The following is a 21,666-nucleotide window of genomic DNA, read 5'->3' as shown; positions in this document are numbered from 1 at the left end:
AGATTGATCTAAAATATTTTTTTATCTTTACATAAAGCAACAATGAAAAAACGTTTGCGATCGCTTCTGTTTATTTTCCTCATTGGTGTTATTCTTCCCTTTGGTTGTATGGCAAACAACCCTAACTCAACTCAACAACCAGATCAAACCACCTCAGCTAATGTGTTGAGCGTTTACAATTATTCAACTTATATTGAGCCTGCGGTAATTACTGAATTTGAACAAAAATATAAAACTAAAGTTCAGTATGACACCTTTGAGTCTCCTGATGATCTATATGCCAAAATGAAAGCGGGAAACCCTGGTTATGATCTGATTTTTCCCACTGATTATTTAGTGACGATTATGGGAAAAGAAGGAATTTTAGAACCCCTCAATCATGACAAAATTCCTAATCTAAAAAATATTGATCAAAAATTTCTTAATCCTCCTTTCGATCCAGACAACAAATATAGCTTACCCTATCAATGGGGAACGTTGGGTCTAGGTTATAACCTCAAAAAAACAGGAAAAGAGTTAGAAAGTTGGCAAGAGATCTTTAATCCTAAATATAAAGGGAAAGTGGCTTTTACGGAAGAAATGCGAATGATGATGGGTGGAATTCTCATTTATTTAGGCTACGATCCTAATACAACAAATCCCGAAGAAATTAATAAAGCTAAAGATTTTATTATTAAAAATAAAGATAATATTGCCGCTTTCGCACCAGATACAGGACAAGTTTTACTCGATCAAGGACAAGTTGATATTGCTGTAGAATGGAGCGGTGATATTTTTCAAGTCATGGAAGAAAACCCCGATTTACGTTATGTGATCCCAAAAGAAGGTACAATTATCTGGGTAGATAACTTTGCTATTCCTAAAGGTGCGCCTCATCCCGACTTAGCCGAACAATTTATCAACTTTTTGTTAGCTCCAGAAATTAGTGCAAAAACCTCCAACTATATTAAATATGGGACACCGAATAAAGTTTCAATTGAAAAAGGATTAATTAACAAAAGCGAACTCAATAACCCTGCGATTTATCCCCCGCCAGAAGTCTACAAAAAATTAATCTTTATTAATGATGTCGGTGAAGCAACACGTCTTTATGATGAAGCGTGGACAGAAGCAAAACTGGGTGTAGGGAAATAAGATTAGGACAATAAAGAAATGTATGCTGTTGAACTCGTTAATATTTCTAAATCTTTTAAAAGTTCTCAAAATAAGGATTTTGTCGCTGTAAAAAACCTCAATCTTAGTATAACTGAAGGCGAGTTTTTTTCGCTTTTGGGTCCCTCTGGTTGCGGCAAAACAACAACATTAAGAATGATTGCAGGGTTTGAATTACCAACATCTGGTGAGGTTTATATTCAAGGTGAACCGATGAAACAACGTCCCCCTTTTCATCGCCCTGTTAATACCGTTTTTCAAAGTTACGCTTTATTTCCTCATCTTAACGTTGCTGATAATATTGCTTTTGGTTTGGAAATGGAAAAGATTTCTCGTTCGGAAATTCGGACACGGGTCAGTAATGCTCTTTTGATGGTACAACTAGAGGGTTTAGAAAATCGCTATCCTCGTCAACTTTCTGGGGGACAACAGCAGCGTGTCGCCCTCGCACGTGCTTTAGTGAAAAAACCTAAAGTTTTACTATTAGATGAACCTCTAGGAGCATTAGACCTAAAACTACGCAAAGAAATGCAGCTAGAATTAAAGCATATGCAGCAAAAATTGGGCATTACTTTTATCTATGTTACCCACGATCAAGAAGAAGCTCTTACCATGTCCGATCGCATTGGGGTAATGTATCAAGGAAAACTCTTACAAGTGGGAACCTCTAGAGAAATATATGAAGAACCGCAAAGTCGTTTTGTTGCTGATTTTATTGGAGAAAGTAACTTATTAATGGGGCGAGTTATTGAACAAATAGGCGATCGAGGCATTGTTTTAGTCGATGAAATGTTACTATTTAATATTATTAGCAAAAATCCTTTACCTGTTGGTGAGTTTGTTACTCTTGTCATTCGTCCCGAAAAAGCGGTTTTATACCTCGCTACGTCCGATATACAGGGCTATTCTGGAGTAATAGAAGAAGCGGTTTATTTGGGAACAGATACGCGATATTTAGTGCGTCTAAGTGAACAAAATTTGATTACAATACGTCAACAGAATTTATCTAATCACAATGAGAATAATTACAAACCCAAACAATCGGTTAAAGTAAAAATTATTCCTGAAAGTATCCGCATCATCCAAGATTAATACACATTACCTAACTAACCTTTTACATTTGTTCTAAATAGGTTTTATATCCCATTGCTTCTAATTTATCCTGTTTATCTAAAACCATTTGATTTAAACTTTGTTGATACTCAATCACCTTTTCTAACAATAGGGGATCATTTGCCGCTAAAATCCGTATTGCTAATAATCCTGCATTTTTCGCATTCCCGATCGCTACTGTTGCTACAGGTATTCCCCCCGGCATTTGTACAATAGAATAAAGCGAATCTACGCCGCTTAATTGTTTGGTTGTTACAGGTACTCCAATCACTGGTAATGGGGTTAATGATGCCACCATACCAGGTAAATGCGCCGCCCCTCCTGCACCTGCAATAATCACTTTTAATCCTCTTTTATGAGCGTTTCTCGCATACTCAAACATTCTTTCTGGGGTGCGATGGGCTGAAACAATTCCTACTTCTGATACTATGCCAAATTCCTCGCAAACGGCGATCGCTTCTTTCATTGTGGGTAAATCTGAATCACTACCCATAATTATTCCAATTTTTGGCTCTTGCTTCATTTTGTTATTTTTTTATTAAGAAAAAAAAATTTATTAGTATATTAGGGTTTTTCGTGGTATTCTTATTTTATAAGAAAAAATTTTTCATAATGGAAATCTTTGCCTATATTTATAAGTATTAATATTTCCATTATGAAAATATTTTTGCAAAAAAAACAGGTTTTGTCAAGCCCTTATCGAAAAAAAGTGCGTCGCGTTTCTGCATTAAAATAAAAAAATCATGAATTAAATTACGGCTACTGTTGTATTTATGATAACACTAATAAACGCTCGAATTCCTGGTTTTAAAAACCTCAAACAAATTTATATAAATCCACATGGAATCATCGAAAAAATTAAAGAAACATCTTTTGAGCATATTGGGGAAATCATCGATGTTGAAGGGGACTGGATTTCTTTAGGGGGAGTCGATTTACAGATCAATGGAGCATTAGGGAAAGCGTTTCCCGAACTCACAGAAGCGGATAACTTTGTCTTAGAAGATATTTGTAAATTCTTATGGACGCAAGGAATAGATGGATTTTTACCGACATTGGTAACAACATCAGTTGAAAATATACAGCGATCGCTAAAAATAATCGATGAATATATTAAAAAACATCCGCAAACATCAACACAGAAAGCCCAAATATTAGGAGTTCATTTAGAGGGGCCATTTTTAAACGTAGAAAAGCGGGGCGCACACGCCGCAGAATATTTACTCCGCCCCAGTTTAGAAGCCGTAGAAGACATTCTAGAAAAATATACACATCTCGTCAAAATTGTCACTTTAGCACCTGAATTAGACCTAGAAGGAGAAGTTATTCAGTATCTTGATTCCCACTCAATTACCATTAGTTTAGGTCATTCTGATGCCAGTGCCGAACAAGCAAGAAAAGCCTTTGAAAAAGGGGCATCAATGGTGACTCATGCCTTTAATGCCATGCCACCGCTACACCATCGCAAACCTGGTTTACTAGCCGAGGCGATCGTCAATGAAAAAGTATACTGTGGATTGATTGCCGATGGTCGTCATGTTGCGCCAACGATGATCGATCTTCTTTTGCGGGCGAGTCATTATGAAAAAGGAATTTTCTTAGTGAGTGATGCTTTAGCCCCAATGGGTTTAGAAGATGGGTTTTATCCTTGGGATAGTCGTCAAATAGAAGTAAAAGAGGGTACAGCTAGATTAATCAATGGAACTCTAGCCGGAACTACTTTACCCTTATTCAAAGGTGTAGAAAATTTAGTCAAATGGGGGATCTGTGATTTAGGAGTAGCGATCGCAATGGCTACCGAATCTCCGAGAAAAGCGATCAACTTAAAAGGAATTGAAATCGGACAGACGGCCAATTTGTTACGATGGCACAAGAACGAAGCAAGTAAACAATTAAATTGGGAACGAATCAACCTAAATACGTTGTAACAGACTTTTTCCGTGTGTATCTGTGCCGCAGGTGTTATATAACTGATGAATTTGGCTAATTTCTAAAGCTATTTCCGTTTCTTTGACACTGGGTATCCAAGGTTTAGGATTTCCATAAGCATAATAAGCCTCTACCCCATCAATGCCCAATTTTGCGGCATCTGGGATTAACTTTTCGGCTGCTCGTTGATAGCGAGAGGGATGAGCTAAAACCGCCAAACCACCTGCTTGATGGAAAGCTCGAATCACATTTACGGCTAATGCGTCACTAGAAGAAGGGCGATCGCCTTGCAGATAGGGAGACATCGCGGGATGTTCGGGTAAAAAACCATAACCCAATAGATGAACCTCTGTACCCAGTAAATCTGACGTAACTTCGACACCAGTCCAAAGATGAGGTAAAGTTTGTTCTGGCTTATATGAGCGTTTTTCGTCTAACCAAGCTTGAGCAATTTGATAACCTTTAACCGAATGATGATCGGTTATTGCCAGCCCCTTGAGTCCAATTTGTGCTGCTTGTTCCATAACGGTAACAGGGGATAGCTGACCATCGGAACAATTTGTGTGCATATGGAAGTTGTAATGATAAGGACAACTATCTTTTTTTAGATTTGCCCAAACTTCTTTAAGAACTTGAACATCAAAAGCGGATGGCTTTACAATAGATAAAACCATGTTAAAACCTAGCTAATCGCTGAATAAATATTTCAGTTTGTTACAATCCACAATAACAAATATTAAGCAATATTGGTGAAAAAATGTGTAGCAGCTATCACATTAATTTGCTCTCATAAACTTAGTAAGTATTTATACTCGATTAAGTATCGGCTTGCTCAGAAAAACTTGACCACAAAATTTTGAGTGCTAACAAAGCAAAACCAAAAGCAGCAAAGGCTTTTAATAATTTAGTGGGTAAAAATTGAGCCACGCCACCGCCGGCAATGACTCCGAGAAAACTGGCTAAAATTAATGCGGTAATTGAACCCAAAAAAACAGCACGAGGAGATTTAGAACTTCCTCCTAATGCGATCGCGGCTAATTGACTTTTATCACCTAATTCAGCCAAAAAAACCGTCATAAAAGTCAAACTAAATAATTGCCAATCCATAGGTAAAAAAATTAGGAATAAATAATATCACCGACTAATAAAGCGGTAATGAATAAAAGCAAAAGAGCAACGCCTAAATCGAGTGTTTTAGGGGATAAACGCCCGCGAATCCAATAACCAATCAAAACACCTAACAAACTCGTTGAAATTAATGCCAGCGCTGATCCCGCAAACACAACCCAAGGAGATTTTGATTGAGCGCTCATTAACAGAGTTGCTAACTGAGTTTTATCTCCCATTTCCGCGAAAAAGATCGTTAGAAAAGTCGAACTAAAAATCGCCCAAAAATTGTTAGAAGTTTGATTAACTGGCGTAATGGTGCTTGAGTTCGTTTCTTGAGTTTGAGTCATGTTTTGCGTCAATTAATTTTTATACTTTTTTCCTAACGCCATTTATTTTACGACATTAAGATTGAATTGCTTGGTTGTAGCGTTCCATTTCTGGGCTTTTTTCCCCATAAACGCCTTCTATTTGCTGCCGACAACAGTCAATAGCAAACTCATTAAAATCACTGGGGCTAACTTGGTACATCTGCTCGAATGTATCGGGTTTGACACGACAAAAACGAGGGCGTGAGTCATAAATCTGACATTGACGAGTTTCTTTTGTAAAATTAATACACCAGCCATCCTCACCCACCATCGCTAAATATTGTTGTAGTTCGTCGGGAGTCAGATAATCTTCTAAGTCAGGGCGATCGCTTGGATCAAGATGACAACAAGCCCCACATTGTTTCACACATTGCCAAGTTTCCATAATTTTTTAGTTTTGTAATAAAACTTCATAGATTTTTATGTCATTACTGAAAAAGCAGTGAAGCTTCTTCGGTATGATAGACATTGGTTTTTTAATATATAACCCATGATCGGGATAGCGTCAGGAGACAATATGGAGTTACTCGCAGCCTTAAATTTAGAACCCATTTTTCAATTAACTTTTGTTGCTCTTATCATGTTAGCTGGGCCTGCCGTCGTCTTTTTGCTTTTTTTACGGGGTGGCGATCTGTAACAGTAAACAGTAATCAGTAATCAGTGAACAGTGAACAGTAAGGAAAAAACAAGTTAATAGTTCTCAGTCGGGACTAGAGACAATTAACTGGTTCAACACTGATGACTGATGACTGATTACTGATTTAGCCAACGCCATAGGGGATGACGAGGGCCAATTGCTTGAATTTTTTCAACCCGTTTTTCAAGTTGTTGTTTTTCGTGTCTGGGCAAACCTTGTAAAATATTGCGGCTTTGCCAGACTAAAACTGCGGCAGTAATGCCAACACAAAAAGATAAGCTCAAGGCTGAAAATAGATGATAAGCGAGTCCAAAACGAACCGCCGTCCATGTAAAGTGTTCTCTGATTAATTCTATCTCAGGGCGGAGGTTCCACAGACCAAAAGGGGCTAGAATCAGCCAACAAGCTAACACAAATAGCCAGCGACTCCAAACTGTCAGTTGATGAAGGCGTTGAACCTTTTGTTCAAAGTTAGGATCAGATTCAGTCATGAGTGATAATACACATACTTGGTATATTGTCAAGAAAGAAAATGGCTCTTGTCAAATTGTGGAATTAGGGACCGAACAGACACCAACTGAGGAAAAGTGGTGGGGGCCATTTCCCTCTCACGAGGACGCGATCGCCCGACGAGTTGGATTAATTCGCTCAGGCAAATGTCAGCCTCAGTAGTAAGGAGAGGTGATCCTCTCCTGAGTTGTCTTGTTTTATTTGGTCTTGTTTTATTTGGTAGTAGTGGCTTGATTTCCAGGACTTTTTTGATAATTAGCAATTTCGGGTTTAAGAACCTCAAACGCTTTAGCAAATTGGGGATCAGCAAAAGTCCCAATCTTATTGCGATCTTGTTGTAAGGCTTTGCGATCATCTTCGGTTAAAGTTACTTCGATATCAGGCGGAATACCTTCCTTATTGATATCGCGTCCATTGGGGGTCAAATATTTAGCGATCGTCACAGCTAAACCCGAACCATCACCAAGACTACGGACTGATTGTACCAGACCTTTACCAAAGGTTTTTGTTCCGACCAATTCAGCCCGATGATGATCCTGCAAAGCACCTGAGAGAATTTCACTGGCACTAGCTGAACCGCCATCGACCAAAACCACTAAAGGTTTATCTGTTAAAGCGCGATTATTAGCCCGTTGTCGCTCGACTACCCCTTTGCGATCGACCGTTGAGACAATTACGCCATCATCAATCCACATCCGAGCAATTTCCACACTAGAGTAGAGAAGTCCACCGGGGTTAGAACGAAGATCTAAAATATAACCTTGAACGCCTTGAGATTCTAACTTAGTAATGGTATCGCGCATTTCTTGTCCAGCTTGGGCGCTAAATTGATTGAGTCGAATATAGCCAACCTTGCCGACGGGAGACGTTTCGATGTGAGAGCGTACGGGATGAATTTCAATTTTGCTGCGAGTCAGCGTGTAGTCAGTGTTTTGAGATTTTCGTTGAATCGTCAGCGTGACCTTAGTACCCACTTTCCCGCGAATCATATTAACCGCGTCTTCTAGCTCCATTCCTTCAGTCGATTTACCATCAATTTTGACAATAATATCTTGAGCTAAAATTCCCGCTTTAAAAGCTGGTGTATCTTCAATGGGAGAAACGACAACCAGTTGCTTAGTTTTTTCATCTTTCGTAATTTGAATCCCCACCCCTGATAATTCGCCAGAGGTATCGATTTGCATATTTTTAAACTCCGAAGGGTCCATAAAACGAGTATATGGATCACCTAGCTTTTCTAACATTTCTCGAATCGCTTTGTAGGCTTCCTTTTCGTCGGCATAGGAGCGATCTAGATATTCACTACGAACTGAGCGCCAATCGTTTTTATTATAAGTTCCATCCAAATAGGTTCGGTCAATAATCTGCCAAACTTCATCTATCAACTCTTTGGGACTTTCTTGAAAAAAAGCTTGACTTTGAGAGAGTCGCATTCCTGCCCCAGTGACAGCCACAGTCGTTAATACAACTGCCGTTGCACCCAGAACCAAACCCCGTTTTGTCATGACCATAGGCTTAGAGAATGTTGATAAAAAACTGCTATATTTAACAACGTTAACACTACCGCACAACTATTGCAGCCCTTAAGGTTTTGGGTTGATAGGTTTTGAGTTGATAAACTTCGGGTCTAAATAAGCGCCTCTCGTGCCGGATGAAGCAGTTGAGAAAAAATCAATAATCGGTTAATACATTTATAACATCGAAATCAATCTAATTGAAACGAGATCGATAAACTCATGGCTCGATTTTTCAGAAAGGATGGAACATCTAGAGCAAAGATTGCATCAAGATTTTGAGGCTTGTTAGTTTAGTTCATGACGATTTCTGTATCTTCTGATTCTCTTAAAGATCAACGGTCTGCTCTAGTGGGTCAACGACGACTCAAAACAGGCCAAGCTATCTGGCGCTTTTTTTTTCTGATGTGTTTAGCTGGTGGTGTAGGTTGGATGATGACCCTATCGACTTGGAAGATTGAAAAAGATAGTCAAGTTGAAGTCAAAGGGCTACAACTCATGTCACAAAAGACGCTACGATCGCTTTTATTACTATCATATCCCCAGTCCCTTTGGCGACTTCCCACCCATCAATTAAGCCAACAACTGGAAAACAAACCGCCCGTTGCTAGAGCGCTTGTCACACGTCATCTATTTCCACCAAAAATCGTCATAGAAGTTAAAGAAAGACAACCCATTGCGGTTGCCTCTTCTAACCGAGCATGGGGCTATCTTGATGAGGAAGGAGTTTTCATACCGCAAAAATTTTATAATTTAAACCAAAAAGGCTTTAAAACACCTACTCTCAAAGTACTTGGTTATAATCCTAATTATCGTAATTACTGGCTCCAACTTTATCCATTAATTCACGATTTTCCCCTTCAAATCTTTGCTATTGATTGGCAAGATTACAGTAATCTTGTACTGGTTACTGAATTAGGAAACGTTCACCTTGGAGATTACACAACTCAACTAGCCAAAAAACTATCAATTTTAGGAAAAATGCGTCATTTGTCCGAACAAATTCCCAAGAGTCAAATTGTCTATATTGATGTAAGTAACCCCGACTCTCCAGTTGTTCAACTCAAACAACAACCCAAGAGTCAATCACTTAATTCTCTAGTTAAAAAAGAATAACCGCTTATTACTTTTAATTGGATAGTAAAGACATACCAAAATCCATCAATATCATCATCCAAACTGATGATCATTGAAAAATAAAATAATGGCATCAGTTTTAGACATAACATAATATTAGTGATAATGTAAATAAATTAACTTTAATGAACCATATAGTAATAGAATTGCAAAGAAACCCGTTCCACTTACAATGACACTAAATAATGAATCCAATCATAACCGACCTAGTTCAGATAGCTCAGATCTGAGCAAAATGTCTGCAAACGTTGATAATTATCTTACTTTAAACAATGCCGGGTTACAGATACCCAATATGAATGATGTCGTCAGACCACCTAGAGAAGAAACTAGGAGTAATAAAATCGTGCCGTCTAACGTAGCCAAAATCAAAGTCATTGGCGTAGGCGGTGGGGGATGTAATGCCGTCAACCGAATGATTGATAGTGGATTGACAGGAATTGAATTTTGGGCGATCAACACCGACGCTCAAGCCTTATCTAATTCAGCCGCCCCGCAACGTCTTCAAATCGGACAAAAGCTCACACGAGGACTAGGTGCAGGTGGAAACCCAGCCATTGGACAAAAAGCAGCCGAAGAATCACGGGATGAAATCGCTCACGCCCTAGAAAATACAGATTTAGTGTTCATTACGGCGGGAATGGGTGGTGGAACAGGAACGGGAGCCGCCCCCATCGTAGCAGAAGTTGCTAAAGAAATGGGCTGTCTAACCGTCGGAGTCGTCACTCGTCCTTTTACCTTTGAGGGTCGTCGTCGAACAAATCAAGCAGATGAAGGAGTCGGCAGTTTACAAAGTCGTGTCGATACCCTAATTATTATTCCCAACAATCAGCTATTAGCAGTCATTCCCCAAGAAACCCCATTACAAGAAGCTTTCCGCATCGCCGATGATGTACTCAGACAAGGGGTACAAGGGATATCGGATATTATTACCATCCCAGGACTGGTAAATGTCGATTTTGCCGATGTACGGGCAGTAATGGCCGATGCGGGATCAGCATTGATGGGAATTGGTATCAGTTCGGGCAAATCTAGAGCGAAAGAAGGCGCGACAGCCGCAATTTCTTCACCTTTATTAGAATCTTCGATCGCAGGTGCTAAAGGCGTAGTTTTAAACATCACGGGTGGCAACGATTTAACCTTACATGAAGTAAACGCGGCCGCTGAAACCATCTATGAAGTCGTTGATCCCAATGCTAATATCATTTTTGGTGCGGTCATTGATGAGCGGATGCAAGGGGAAATCAGAATTACAGTCATTGCAACGGGTTTTTCCTCAGAGTCAATGAATCGTGTAATTACCCCCAATATTAATCAAACCGTAACCCCGCCGACGACAACTCAAAATGCTCCCGCACCTCCAGAAAACGATCGCTCAATGACCAAGTTACCTCCTTTCCTTGAACAGCGACGGTTTCCCAGAGGAAGATAAATTAAGATGACTCCAAGGGTCACTTTTTCTTGATCAAACAATCCCAATAGCGACGGACATCGCAGCTTAGATTACACTAGAAAAGATAGAGTTATGGGGCATCTCTATTAAAATTTTAATAAAGTAGGCTAATGCGCCCCAGTCTAAAGCCATAAATTGACTTGTCGATTCTAACAAAAGGATAAGAAGCGTCATGGGATTATTTGATCGCCTAAACCGAGTTGTTCGAGCCAATCTTAATGACATGGTTAGTAAAGCCGAAGATCCAGAAAAGATCCTCGAACAAGCTGTACTAGATATGCAGGAAGATCTCGTACAGTTACGCCAAGCCGTCGCACGAGCGATCGCCGAGCAAAGACAAACGGAACAAAGATATACAAAAGAACAATCTGAATCGGTTAAATGGGAACAACGGGCTAAATTAGCTCTTTCTAAAGGTGACGAAAGCCTCGCCAGAGAAGCCCTCAAACGAAAGAAATCTTATGGTGAGACAGCAACCGTTCTCAAACAACAGCTTGATGGACAAACTGTTACCGTAGATACCCTCAGAAAAAACCTCATTGCTTTAGAAAGCAAAATTTCGGAAGCGAAAACCAAGAAAAATATGTTGGTGGCTCGTTCTAAAGCGGCAAAAGCTAACGAAGAACTCCAAAAAACCATTGGCGGGATCGATACAGGTAACGCGATGTCGGCTTTTGAGCGCATGGAAGAAAAAGTCTTACAACAAGAGGCTAAATCTCAAGCTCTCGGTGAATTAGGCGGTTTTGGCATTGAACAACAATTCGCTCAACTCGAATCAGGTAGCGATGTTGAGGATGAATTAGCTATGCTGAAAGCGTCACTGGGTGGTACACCTGAACCAAAAGCCGCTTTACCTTCTGCAACTACACCAACTAAAACACCAGTCTCTGACTCTGCTGTTGATGCGGAGTTAGAAGATTTACGGAAACAGCTTGATGGACTTTAAATGAGTCGCATTTTAGGGACAAAAGGGTATATTTTGTACTCGATGTCCCTTTAGTTATGATTAATGATGAGGAGCTAAAAATTGTGAGTAAGGTTTTAGAAATTACAGATAATGAATTTGAACAAGAAGTTTATCGCACAGAACAACCAGTTTTGGTCTATTTTTGGGCTTCTTGGTGTGGCCCCTGTAAGTTAGTATCGCCGTCTGTAAGTTGGATCGCGGATACTTATAGCGATCGCCTTAAGGTGGTTAAATTAGAAGTGGATCCTAACCCCGAATCTGTGGCTAAATGTAAGGTAGAGGGTGTACCGGCTCTCAGACTAATTAAAGATAAAGAAATTATTGAATCTAGAGAAGGAGCGATCGGCAAACAGCAACTACAAAGCTTAGTCGAAACCTTTTTAAAATAATGACTACTTTTCAACTGGCTAACCGCATTCAATCCCTGAGTAGTAACGTTTTTGCGGATATGGATCGCGCCAAAGCATTAGCTAAACAAACAGGAATTGAAACTATCGATCTTTCCTTGGGATCATCGGATCTAACTGCTTCACCCCATGTCATTGAAGCCATACAAAACGCCTTACACGATCCGACGACTCATGGCTATCTTTTACATCAAGGTACACAAGAATTTAGAACGGCTGCCGCCCAATGGTTTTATGCACGTTTTGGTATTTTTGTCAAGCCAGAAACGGAAATTTTATCCTTGATTGGTTCTCAAGAAGGAACCGCTCATCTTCCTTTGGCCATTTTAAATCCTGGAGACTTTGCTTTACTCCTCGATCCTGGTTATCCGTCCCATGCGGGGGGTGTCGTCTTGGCTGGAGGGCAAATTTATCCGATGCCCATACTAGCTGAAAATGGCTTTCTACCCATCTTAGAAGACATTCCCGCACCAGTACTCGCTCAAGCTAAAATGATGGTTTTGAGCTATCCTCATAATCCAACAACAGCGATCGCACCCTTAGCCTTTTTTGAAAAAGCCGTAAGTTTTTGTCGAGAACATCAGTTAGTTTTAGTTCACGACTTCCCTTATTTTGATGTCGTTTTCGATTCTAATTCCCCTGCACCTTCTATCCTACAGGCAGATCCCAATAAAGACGTATCCATTGAATTTTATACATTCTCGAAATCCTATAATATGGGAGGTTTTCGAGTTGGTTTTGCGGTGGGAAATGCTCAACTCATTAGCGCCTTACGACGTATTAAAGCTGTCGTCGATTTTAATCAGTATAGAGGGATTTTAAGCGGTGCGATCGCAGCATTACAGGGACCGCAAGACTCCGTACAACAAACCATAGCCATCTATCAAAAACGGCGTGATTTTTTTGTAAATGCCTTGCGTCGTATCGGTTGGGAAGTTCCGACACCATCAGCAACCCTATATATTTGGGCAAAATTGCCTTATCCTTGGGAAAAACGTTCCGTAGAATTTTGTACTCGACTCATCCAAAAAACAGGTGTCGCGCTTTCTCCTGGTGCAGGATTTGGGAAATCTGGCGAAGGATATGTTAGATTTGCCTTAGTTCATGAACCCGATGTACTAGAAAAAGCAATAGAAAGAATCGCAACATTTCTTAAACTGGAGCAGAATTGACAAAAGAACGCGCTTATTGGTTAGCATGGTCGAAAATTCCTGGTATTGGGCCAGTATTATTAAAACGAGTTTATCAACACTTCGATACACTCAGCGATGCTTGGACGGCTTCTGAGATAGCATTAAGAGCAATAGAAGGATTTGGACCGAAATTAATCGATACTGTTGTAGAAAATCGGAAGAAAATCAACCCGCAAGAAGTTTTTGAACAACATATCCAGAAAAACCCCACATTTTGGACACCAGCAGACCCCGACTATCCCCGTTTGTTACTCGAAATTCCTAGCCCTCCCCCTGTTTTATACTATCGAGGAACGGTAGATTTAAGAGAAAATCAGGGACTAACGCCGATGGTGGGTATTGTTGGAACAAGACACCCCACAGAACATGGTCGAAGATGGGCGAAAAGAATTAGTATCGCATTAGCTAAACAGGGTTTTACAGTCGTTTCAGGAATGGCCTCCGGAATAGACGGGGAAGCGCATCAAAGCTGTATCAATGCGGGTGGACGTACAATAGCTGTGTTAGGAACGGGTGTCGATATCGTCTATCCCCATCATCATCGTCAACTGTATGAGCAAATTCAGAAAAATGGCTTAGTCTTGAGTGAATATCCCGCACAAACGCACCCTGATAAAAATAATTTTCCGGCGCGTAATCGTATTATTGCAGGTTTAAGTCGAGCAATCTTGGTTTTAGAAGCCCCCGAAAAATCAGGATCACTTATTACAGCGCGTTATGCAAATGAATTTGGACGCGATATCTATACTTTACCCAATTCTCCTGATGTTGCTTCTGCTAGAGGTTGTCTGAGGCTTGTTCATCAAGGCGCAGAGGTTATCATTACAGAAGAGGAATTATTGGAGATGTTGGGGGCTATTCCTCAGATAACAACTGACAGCGTTCCTGTGACGACACCAGAGTTAGAACCTGAATACGAAAGAGTGTACCATGCGATCGCAACCACACCCACATCTTTTGATATGATCGTCCAACAAAGTCAATTAAATGCAGGAGAAGTATCAGGAATTCTGCTACAACTAGAATTATTAGGATTAGTCATTCAATTACCCGGAATGCGGTATCAAATCAATCGTTAATTGTTTTTATATCTATGTCTACTTTAAGAGTTGGAATTGCAGGCCCAGTTGGTTCAGGAAAAACAGCATTATTAGATTTATTGTGTAAATCTTTGCGGGCTAAATATCAAATTGCTGTGGTGACTAATGATATTTATACCCAAGAAGACGCACAATTTTTAGTCCGTTCCCAAGCATTAACACCAGACCGAATTTTAGGGGTAGAAACTGGGGGATGTCCTCATACAGCTATCCGTGAAGATGCGTCAATTAATTTAGCCGCAATTGACCAATTAGAACACAAATTTAATAATTTAGATTTAGTGTTCCTTGAAAGTGGGGGTGATAATTTAGCCGCTACTTTTAGTCCAGAATTAGTCGATTTAACTATTTATGTGATTGATGTTGCAGCAGGTGATAAAATTCCTCGTAAGGGTGGACCTGGAATTACTAAATCGGATTTATTAGTGATTAATAAAATAGATTTAGCCCCAATGGTGGGAGCAGATTTATCGGTGATGGAGCGAGATGCGAGAAAAATGCGCGGAGAAAAACCCTTTGTTTTTACTAATCTGAAAACTAAAGAAGGTTTAGAAACGGTGCAAGAGTTTATTCAAAGTTATCTTGTTTCAGTGCATAATTAGTAATTATAATATTAAAAATATCAAACAACCAGAGGAAAAGTTATGAAAGCCTTTGAAATGACGGGAATTGTTGACGAAAAAGGACAATTAGTCTTAGATAATTTATTAGAAATTCATACTTTTAGTCGGGTTAAAGTCATTATTTTAGTTCCTGAAGAAGAATCAGAAATAGCTCCCGATGATACTCCTATTGAAGAAATTAAAGCAAGTTTGCGGAGAGCTTTACAAGAAGCTAAAGAAGGAAAAACCCGACCTTTATCTGAACTATGGGAGCGAATTGAAGATGAGTGAATCAAATTCTATTTCTATTAGATTTGCTGATGAGTTTGAAAACAATTTATATCGTTTATCAAAAAAATATCGTAATATTCGCTCTGATATTGAACCAATAATACAACAAATTCAAACTGGAAATTTTTTAGGCGATCATATTCCAAAATTAGGGACAGACTATCTTGTTTATAAAGTAAGAGTTAATAATAGTAATATTCAAAAAGGTAAACGAGCAGGTTATCGTCTAATTTATCAGGTTGAATCCGAAACAAGTGTTTTATTACTAACAATTTACAGCAAATCAGAAAAAGAAGATATTAATGTTTCTGAGATTCTGAACATTTTAAACAATTTTTACAATAGTGAAGATAATAATAGTCTATGATTACTAATTAGTCTTTATAATTCTCTAATATCTACTATTTCAATAATTTTTAGTCTATGGGAAACATTATAGACAATAATTAGATTACTAATATAAAATGATTTAAGCTTATTAGGTTCACCTGTAAAAAAATCCTCTTCTGTAAAATTTTATTAAAGACTTCTGGATTAGTTTCTTCTAAAATCTGAAGCTTTTGTTGAACATTTAAAGCTCTCCATATTTCATAGGGCATCTTTTTTTAAATCTCCCACCGACTAACCTCTCCTTTAGCAATAGATTCTAAACCTTTACGGATTCCTTCTTGATTTTCTAATGGTAAATCACCAAATCTGATGTTTTCATTAGGTTTTGTAATTTCTTCAGGAAAACTTAAGATGATTAGAGTGTCTGGATTAATTGATTTTAAATCTTTTTTTGCTTGTTCCATGAGTATTTGACGGATTTCTTCATCAGTATATTGTCTCTTGTTTTCTTGCTGTGAATTGGTTTGCATAAAAGTTTACCTAAAAACAGAAGTCATATCTATATTATCTAATCTTTTAGTACATTGAGAAGGGTTTAGAGACTAAACCCCTACCGTTTAATATCCTACAACAACTTGCCAAATCATAAGAGTAATTATAATAATAGTTAGATGCTGAGGAATTAATAATTTAAAAGATTGTTTGGCTATTTTATGGGTCAAAATAATAGAAGTAATTGCACCTAAAATTAGGACTGAACCTTGTAAGAAAGAAATCACCGCAGGATGAGCGACTAAAACAGGTAAGTTTTCACCGTGTAAACCAAAAGTAGCAAATGTGACAGGTAAAATTTTTCCTGCTTCACCTAACCATAATTTTAAATAATGTGCGAGGTTTGCCATTAATACTAAAGGTAAATAACCGTAAGCGAGTTCAAGGAAAGAAAGAGATTTACAAGTTTTTTTAGTTTGAGCAAATAGTTTAATAATTCTTTGAGAAAACCAAGGTAAGAGGATAGGAATCAATAAAATAAAGACTGATATTATTGCATGAATCCAAAATATCTCTAAATCTAATTTTAGCTGAAGTTGAAACAAAATTTTAGGTAAATGATGTAAAAAAACTGCTCCTAATAATAAAAACAGTAGTGCAACTTCATAACTTCTAGCTACATGAGTTGTCCACAATTCAATCCCCGGAAAACGTAAATTAAATTCTACTGAACGATGAGGACAAGCTTTGAGACAAGTCATACATAAAACACAATCTCGGTTATTTTCTAATTGTGCTGGATGGGAATACAAAGGACAGCCATCTGTCTCCATTCCTTCCCCTTTTTGGGGACCACCTTTATAACATTGATAGGTCGTACATTCAGCCGAACAAGTTCCCTGTTGCGCTCTTAATTCGGTCATAGAAAGTTTAGCAAACATCCCATTCATCCCACCAATTGGACATAAATAGCGACACCAAAAACGTCTTTCAAAAATAGTAGAAAAAATCATCGCACCAGCCGTAATTAGTAATAATAAACAAGAAGATAAATAAGCAGTATTTTCTAAATTCCAGAGTTCTTCCCAAAGTAAAATTAAAGCAAATAAGCCATATAAAAACCATCCTCCCCATTTTTCCGCACTTTGTCTAGGCCATTTTTTTAGTTGTCTAGGAAAGAGAATTAAAGAAAGTTTTTGTGTAATTTCCCCATAAATCATAAAGGGACAAACCGAACACCAAACACGCCCTAAAAAAGGAAATCCTATTAATATTAATGGCCACCACCACGCCCAAAATAAGTTTAAAGCGAAGTTTTGATCTCTTGTTTGTGGACCAATAAATAGAAGAATAACAACAATAGCAAAAACAAAAGACGTAAAGCGATAATTAATATAATCCGTCCACCAAGGACTACGCAAAAATTGACGCAATCTTGGATAAGTATTTAATAAATTAATTCGATATTGTTTTTTCTTATTCTGAGATGGCCAGATAATTTCTTCTGTAATTATTTTATTATCGCCTAATTGAATTAGAGAACGTTCGACTAAACTTTCTAATTCTCTTAAGTTATTGGGAAAATCATAAGCTTGTAATTTGCGAATTGCTTCGGGTGTAACTTTTGGTCTTTTTACTCCTTTTCTTTGGCAAAGTATATTAATATAATATTTTACTTGGTCTTCTAAATCCGCTTTTCTAACTCGCAGTGGAGGAACTTTAATTAAATGCTTTACAAGGGAATCTATTTCTGGTAAAGTCTTTTCAGAAATCATAATTATTCTAGCAAGACTTGTTTTTTCTAAAGAGGATTGATTGAAACGACTAACGGGTGTATAAATATTATTTTTAAGTAATTCAACAAGAGAGAGAATTAATTCTTGAGGAAGTTCTTGAATATTATTTAAAATTAAAGTTCCTTCCCCTAACGCTTCGAGTAAACCTATTTTCCCTCCTTCTTGACCAAATAATTCTATACCATTTGTTTTGAGAGTTGAACAATTAACTTTAATAATTGGCTGTTGACGAAAAGAAGATCCATAATGAATTAAAGCAGCCATATTATCTTTTTCGAGTCCAGGTTCACCAAAAATTAAAACACTTTGATGACTTCGAGACGCTTGTTTAATATCAGATCTCAATCTTTCTGCATAACGACTTTTGCCGACAATACCGCGTTTAGCTCGTGGAACAACATAAGATCTTAATAAGTTTTGTCGTTCTTGTTCAAAACTGAGTTTTTGTGAAATTTCTTCGAGTTCTTTAGCGAGTTGTATAGAAAATAGTTGAGGAATTTCTGAGTATTGTTTTACGAGTTCTTGTAATTTTTGTGAACTGAGAAACCACACTTCACACTGACTTAAACTGGTAATCGTTTCTGATGAGGGTTGATTGAGTAATACCGATTTTATATTAATCACCGAACTTGGAATTAAACCCAAAGCACGAAACTGTTTACTATTAGTTTCTAGACATCCCGAACGAAGAATATAAATTCCATCTGAAACGATATTTTCTACCGCCAAATCTTGGTAAATAGGAATCGTTTTATCTTCAAGTTGAATAGCGATCGCATTTAGCACATCATCACTTAATACATTTAAGTTAGTGCGTTCTTTTAACCAAGTTACAATATCTTGAGGAGACATATTTTTAAAATAATCCTTTTATGATTAAATTATCTAATCTTTGGGTACCTTTAGCTTTACTGGGTTTAATTATTTTAGCGGCGATTTTTTTTAGTCAAGTCAAGTAGTTATTAAACCTGACACCAGCCTTTGAGGAATGATAGGATACAATCATAAGTTATATTTCACCTCACTTATCTACGGAATGACCATTCAGTCAAAGGATCAGATTAAAATTGCAGTAGTTGGAGATATCCACGAGCAATGGGAAGAACAAGATAATCTTACCCTCAAACACTTAGGAGTCGATTTAGTTTTATTTGTTGGTGATTTTGGCAATGAATCTATGGGTGTAGTCCGTCGAATCGCGTCTAGTGACCTGCCTAAAGCGGCTATAATGGGCAATCATGACGCATGGTATAGCGCTACATCATGGGGACGTAAACAATCGCCCTACGACCATGATAAAGAAGACTGGGTACAAGAACAATTAAATTTACTGGGTGAGGCTCATGTCGGGTACGGTAAGTTAGATTTTCCTGAGTTTCAATTATCGATTGTAGGAAGTCGTCCCTTTAGTTGGGGGGGTTCAGATTGGAAAAATAAAACATTTTTACAGACTCGTTATGGGGTAAATAATTTTACTGAGTCTACCGCTAAAATCATGGAACAAGTGGAAAAAACCGCGTTTGATACACTGATTTTTTTAGGACATAATGGCCCCTTTGGACTCGGTGAACTTGCAGAAGATATTTGTGGCAAAGATTGGCAACCCATCGGAGGGGATCACGGTGATCCTGATTTTACTGAGGCGATCGCACTTTCAAGACAAATGGGTAAAACCATTCCCCTAGTTACCTTTGGACATATGCACCATCGTCTAAGACATACCCAAACCCGACTAAGAACCCAGATCGAAATTAGTCCAGAAAACACAATTTACTTGAATGCTGCATTAGTTCCGCGTATCATAGAACAAAATGGGCAAAAACTGCGTAATTTTTCTCTTGTGACTCTTGAACAAAAGAAAGTAACGCAAGCGAGTCTAGTCTGGATCGATCCAGAGTACCAGATCGTAAGTGAAAATTTAATCTACTCCACAAAAGAAAATCTTATTGAAGCAGTTTAGCCCAATTTTTGCTATGATAAGGATCTTTGGAGAGGTGGCAGAGTGGTCTAATGCGCTCGACTTGAAATCGAGTGAAGGGAAACCTTCCGAGAGTTCGAATCTCTCCCTCTCCGTTGTAGTAAAAGATTTAAGGTTTGTGTATGGACAATGTTTGATTGCCTTTGAAGCGGTGACAGATCACATCATCAGCAGTCGCAGGTACTCTAGTTTCAGTCAGGCTACAAACCCGTTAACGCCCTAAATTCCCCGAAAACCGATCGCCATTTCCATCGCATTTATTAAACTTGATCTACTTGACAAATTTTTATTTTTAGTGTATGTAAAATTCCCGATTAAACTCAAGAAAATTCCAGCTAAAATGATACTTCCTCCCAAATATTGAGCAGGACTCGGCATTTCTCCTAAGATGAGATAAGCCATGAAGATCGCAGCAATTGGATTAAATGAACTCGCTAAAGTTGTATCTTTTGAAGTAGCATTTCTGAGTCCCGCAAACCAGCAGAGTTGCCCAACAACGACGATCACAGTAGCATAAAGGAACATCCACGCCCAAAGATAAGGAGAGAAAGCATCAGAAAAATGATGTGAACCGTAGAGCGCGTTAGCTAGAATGAAAAAGATCACTGTACCGATAACTGTCCGATAAATACTAAAAATTCCAATTGGAATCGACTTTAAACGCGACTTACTGATGACAGTTGCAACCGATAAAATGATTGCAGCAAGTGCGATCTCTAGCTCACCTTTTCCTAAGTGTAAACCGCCCATTGTTGCGATCGCTTGTCCAGAACTTCCTAAAAAAGCCGTTGTTAGCACACCAACTAGAGTCATCAAGGAACTGACAACCGTCCAAAAATTAACCCGCACTCCCAATAGCCAAACGCTCAAAGCTAGTGTTAGAGGCGGTTCCAAGCGACCAATTAAGACTACATTAGTAACATTCGTTTGATCAAGAGCGGTAAAAATGAGAGCAGGAGCGATCGCACCCGATAAGCTCCCAATAATTGTTAAACTGATCCAATCACCACGAGTCAGATTTTTGAGTTTGCGAGGTTTCCATTCTGAATAAAAGATCGAGATCATCACCAGAAAAGCGCAAATATTCCCGACAAACAACACATTACACAACGATATCGGATTTCTGCCATTAACAAGATGATGTTCCCCAAGTTCGATAATCTTGCGCGTCACTGAATTAGAAGCAGCAAAAATCAGAACAGCAACCCACAGATAAACTAAACTAGGAATATGACTTAAAAATTGAGAAATTTTGGTTAGCATTGTTTAACGTTTAGCTTCTAACACTGTTATTGTGGCTTGAATCTAAGATGCAGGAATGATAACCCTCTAAGTTCTCGCTGAAATGTTTTATGGTATTTTCAAAGATATTTTTTAGAAAATTCTCAGTTAAAATTCAGATGCTAACAGAAAACCCCCCAAAAACAAAAAGCACCCCATTTACTGGAGTGCCTTCTGTTGGAATCTCAAAGATTAACCATTGATTGCGGGAGCGGACATAGGTTCAGCCGAAGCTAAATCTAAGGGGAAGTTGTGAGCATTGCGCTCGTGCATTACTTCCATACCGATACCTGCGCGGTTTAATAC

General features: G+C 38.4%; 25 protein-coding genes, 1 tRNA gene and 1 pseudogene. 16 read left to right on the top strand and 11 right to left on the bottom strand.

From position 1 onward, the window contains the following. Positions 1–42 precede the first annotated feature (42 nt). Together C7H19_RS21765 and C7H19_RS21760 are read left to right on the top strand one after the other, a co-directional pair. Positions 43–1,134, top strand: a complete 1,092-nt coding sequence (locus C7H19_RS21765; RefSeq protein ID WP_106459022.1) for an ABC transporter substrate-binding protein — start codon at positions 43–45, stop codon at positions 1,132–1,134. Positions 1,135–1,152: 18 nt separating this feature from the next. Beyond that, complete coding sequence (locus C7H19_RS21760; protein WP_106459021.1) at positions 1,153–2,244, top strand: ABC transporter ATP-binding protein; 1,092 nt, start codon at positions 1,153–1,155, stop codon at positions 2,242–2,244. 22 nt (positions 2,245–2,266) lie between these two features. Here the strand turns inward: C7H19_RS21760 and purE are convergent, their stop codons facing one another. After that, complete coding sequence (gene purE / locus C7H19_RS21755; RefSeq protein WP_106459020.1) at positions 2,267–2,788, bottom strand: 5-(carboxyamino)imidazole ribonucleotide mutase; 522 nt, start codon at positions 2,786–2,788, stop codon at positions 2,267–2,269. 250 nt (positions 2,789–3,038) lie between these two features. Here purE and nagA point away from each other — a divergent pair, with 250 nt between their 5' ends. Next, on the top strand, positions 3,039–4,193 hold the full coding sequence (gene nagA / locus C7H19_RS21750) for an N-acetylglucosamine-6-phosphate deacetylase (protein WP_106459019.1): 1,155 nt from the start codon (positions 3,039–3,041) through the stop codon (positions 4,191–4,193). Here nagA and C7H19_RS21745 read toward each other — a convergent pair. The 4 genes from C7H19_RS21745 to C7H19_RS21730 all read right to left on the bottom strand — a co-directional run bounded on the left by C7H19_RS21745 (position 4,179) and on the right by C7H19_RS21730 (position 6,057). Further along, a complete protein-coding gene (locus C7H19_RS21745) occupies positions 4,179–4,868 on the bottom strand; it encodes a PHP domain-containing protein (protein ID WP_106459018.1) in 690 nt (229 codons plus the stop codon). The genes nagA and C7H19_RS21745 overlap by 15 nt on opposite strands. Before the next feature lie 142 nt (positions 4,869–5,010). Next, entirely contained in the window at positions 5,011–5,301 is a 291-nt protein-coding gene (locus C7H19_RS21740) for a TMEM165/GDT1 family protein (RefSeq protein WP_106459017.1), read from the bottom strand. 11 nt (positions 5,302–5,312) lie between these two features. Next, positions 5,313–5,651: a TMEM165/GDT1 family protein gene (locus C7H19_RS21735; protein WP_106459016.1), complete on the bottom strand. Its 339-nt coding sequence runs from the start codon at positions 5,649–5,651 to the stop codon at positions 5,313–5,315. Positions 5,652–5,706: 55 nt separating this feature from the next. Continuing rightward, entirely contained in the window at positions 5,707–6,057 is a 351-nt protein-coding gene (locus C7H19_RS21730) for a YkgJ family cysteine cluster protein (RefSeq protein WP_106459015.1), read from the bottom strand. 132 nt (positions 6,058–6,189) lie between these two features. Between C7H19_RS21730 and psb30 the strand changes: the two genes are divergently transcribed. After that, entirely contained in the window at positions 6,190–6,309 is a 120-nt protein-coding gene (gene psb30 / locus C7H19_RS21725) for a photosystem II reaction center protein Ycf12/Psb30 (protein ID WP_106459014.1), read from the top strand. A 116-nt stretch (positions 6,310–6,425) separates the two neighbouring features. Here the strand turns inward: psb30 and C7H19_RS21720 are convergent, their stop codons facing one another. Next, on the bottom strand, positions 6,426–6,800 hold the full coding sequence (locus C7H19_RS21720) for a hypothetical protein (RefSeq protein ID WP_106459013.1): 375 nt from the start codon (positions 6,798–6,800) through the stop codon (positions 6,426–6,428). On the opposite strand from C7H19_RS21720, the gene C7H19_RS21715 reads away from it, so the two are divergent. Next, the gene (locus tag C7H19_RS21715) at positions 6,799–6,981 is read left to right on the top strand and encodes a hypothetical protein (RefSeq protein WP_106459012.1); all 183 of its coding nucleotides are present in this window, start codon (positions 6,799–6,801) and stop codon (positions 6,979–6,981) included. The genes C7H19_RS21720 and C7H19_RS21715 overlap by 2 nt on opposite strands. Positions 6,982–7,031: 50 nt before the next feature. On the opposite strand, the gene ctpC is transcribed toward C7H19_RS21715, so the two are convergent. Beyond that, positions 7,032–8,330, bottom strand: a complete 1,299-nt coding sequence (gene ctpC, locus C7H19_RS21710) for a carboxyl-terminal processing protease CtpC (protein ID WP_106459011.1) — start codon at positions 8,328–8,330, stop codon at positions 7,032–7,034. Positions 8,331–8,633: 303 nt separating this feature from the next. Between ctpC and C7H19_RS21705 the strand changes: the two genes are divergently transcribed. The 9 genes from C7H19_RS21705 (at position 8,634) to C7H19_RS21665 (ending at position 15,850) form a co-directional block, all read left to right on the top strand. Next, positions 8,634–9,449, top strand: a complete 816-nt coding sequence (locus C7H19_RS21705) for a cell division protein FtsQ/DivIB (RefSeq protein WP_106459010.1) — start codon at positions 8,634–8,636, stop codon at positions 9,447–9,449. A gap of 193 nt (positions 9,450–9,642) precedes the next feature. Beyond that, on the top strand, positions 9,643–10,902 hold the full coding sequence (gene ftsZ / locus C7H19_RS21700) for a cell division protein FtsZ (protein WP_106459009.1): 1,260 nt from the start codon (positions 9,643–9,645) through the stop codon (positions 10,900–10,902). Positions 10,903–11,095: 193 nt separating this feature from the next. After that, the gene (locus tag C7H19_RS21695) at positions 11,096–11,869 is read left to right on the top strand and encodes a PspA/IM30 family protein (protein WP_106459008.1); all 774 of its coding nucleotides are present in this window, start codon (positions 11,096–11,098) and stop codon (positions 11,867–11,869) included. Positions 11,870–11,952: 83 nt separating this feature from the next. After that, on the top strand, positions 11,953–12,279 hold the full coding sequence (locus tag C7H19_RS21690; RefSeq protein WP_106459035.1) for a thioredoxin family protein: 327 nt from the start codon (positions 11,953–11,955) through the stop codon (positions 12,277–12,279). Then, the gene (locus C7H19_RS21685) at positions 12,279–13,469 is read left to right on the top strand and encodes an LL-diaminopimelate aminotransferase (protein WP_106459007.1); all 1,191 of its coding nucleotides are present in this window, start codon (positions 12,279–12,281) and stop codon (positions 13,467–13,469) included. Before C7H19_RS21690 ends, C7H19_RS21685 begins: the two co-directional genes overlap by 1 nt. Next, positions 13,466–14,569, top strand: coding sequence for a DNA-processing protein DprA (gene dprA / locus C7H19_RS21680; RefSeq protein WP_106459006.1), 1,104 nt, complete (start codon positions 13,466–13,468; stop codon positions 14,567–14,569). Before C7H19_RS21685 ends, dprA begins: the two co-directional genes overlap by 4 nt. Before the next feature lie 14 nt (positions 14,570–14,583). Further along, positions 14,584–15,192 carry an urease accessory protein UreG gene (ureG, locus tag C7H19_RS21675; RefSeq protein WP_106459005.1) on the top strand — a complete coding sequence of 203 codons (609 nt, stop codon included), beginning with the start codon at positions 14,584–14,586 and terminating at the stop codon, positions 15,190–15,192. Between the two features lie 42 nt (positions 15,193–15,234). Further along, complete coding sequence (locus C7H19_RS21670) at positions 15,235–15,483, top strand: type II toxin-antitoxin system RelN family antitoxin (RefSeq protein ID WP_106459004.1); 249 nt, start codon at positions 15,235–15,237, stop codon at positions 15,481–15,483. Continuing rightward, positions 15,476–15,850: a type II toxin-antitoxin system RelE family toxin gene (locus C7H19_RS21665; protein ID WP_106459003.1), complete on the top strand. Its 375-nt coding sequence runs from the start codon at positions 15,476–15,478 to the stop codon at positions 15,848–15,850. The genes C7H19_RS21670 and C7H19_RS21665 overlap by 8 nt, the downstream gene beginning before the upstream one ends. 238 nt (positions 15,851–16,088) lie before the next feature. Here the strand turns inward: C7H19_RS21665 and C7H19_RS21660 are convergent, their stop codons facing one another. Then, entirely contained in the window at positions 16,089–16,343 is a 255-nt protein-coding gene (locus C7H19_RS21660; protein WP_106459002.1) for a hypothetical protein, read from the bottom strand. 87 nt (positions 16,344–16,430) lie between these two features. Then, positions 16,431–18,953, bottom strand: a complete 2,523-nt coding sequence (locus C7H19_RS21655) for a sigma 54-interacting transcriptional regulator (RefSeq protein WP_106459001.1) — start codon at positions 18,951–18,953, stop codon at positions 16,431–16,433. A 184-nt stretch (positions 18,954–19,137) separates the two neighbouring features. On the opposite strand from C7H19_RS21655, the gene C7H19_RS21650 reads away from it, so the two are divergent. Beyond that, the gene (locus tag C7H19_RS21650; RefSeq protein ID WP_106459000.1) at positions 19,138–20,061 is read left to right on the top strand and encodes a TIGR04168 family protein; all 924 of its coding nucleotides are present in this window, start codon (positions 19,138–19,140) and stop codon (positions 20,059–20,061) included. A gap of 28 nt (positions 20,062–20,089) precedes the next feature. Continuing rightward, positions 20,090–20,174, top strand: a tRNA-Ser gene (locus tag C7H19_RS21645). A gap of 124 nt (positions 20,175–20,298) precedes the next feature. Here C7H19_RS21645 and C7H19_RS21640 read toward each other — a convergent pair. Then, complete coding sequence (locus C7H19_RS21640) at positions 20,299–21,342, bottom strand: DMT family transporter (RefSeq protein ID WP_106458999.1); 1,044 nt, start codon at positions 21,340–21,342, stop codon at positions 20,299–20,301. A 210-nt stretch (positions 21,343–21,552) separates the two neighbouring features. After that, positions 21,553–21,666, bottom strand: a pseudogene (locus C7H19_RS26935) (photosystem II q(b) protein); the annotation flags it as partial.

Origin of the sequence: Aphanothece hegewaldii CCALA 016, assembly GCF_003007785.1 — a bacterium.
GTDB lineage: Bacteria > Cyanobacteriota > Cyanobacteriia > Cyanobacteriales > Microcystaceae > Chroococcus > Chroococcus hegewaldii.
This window is presented reverse-complemented; position numbering and strand designations above follow the sequence as displayed.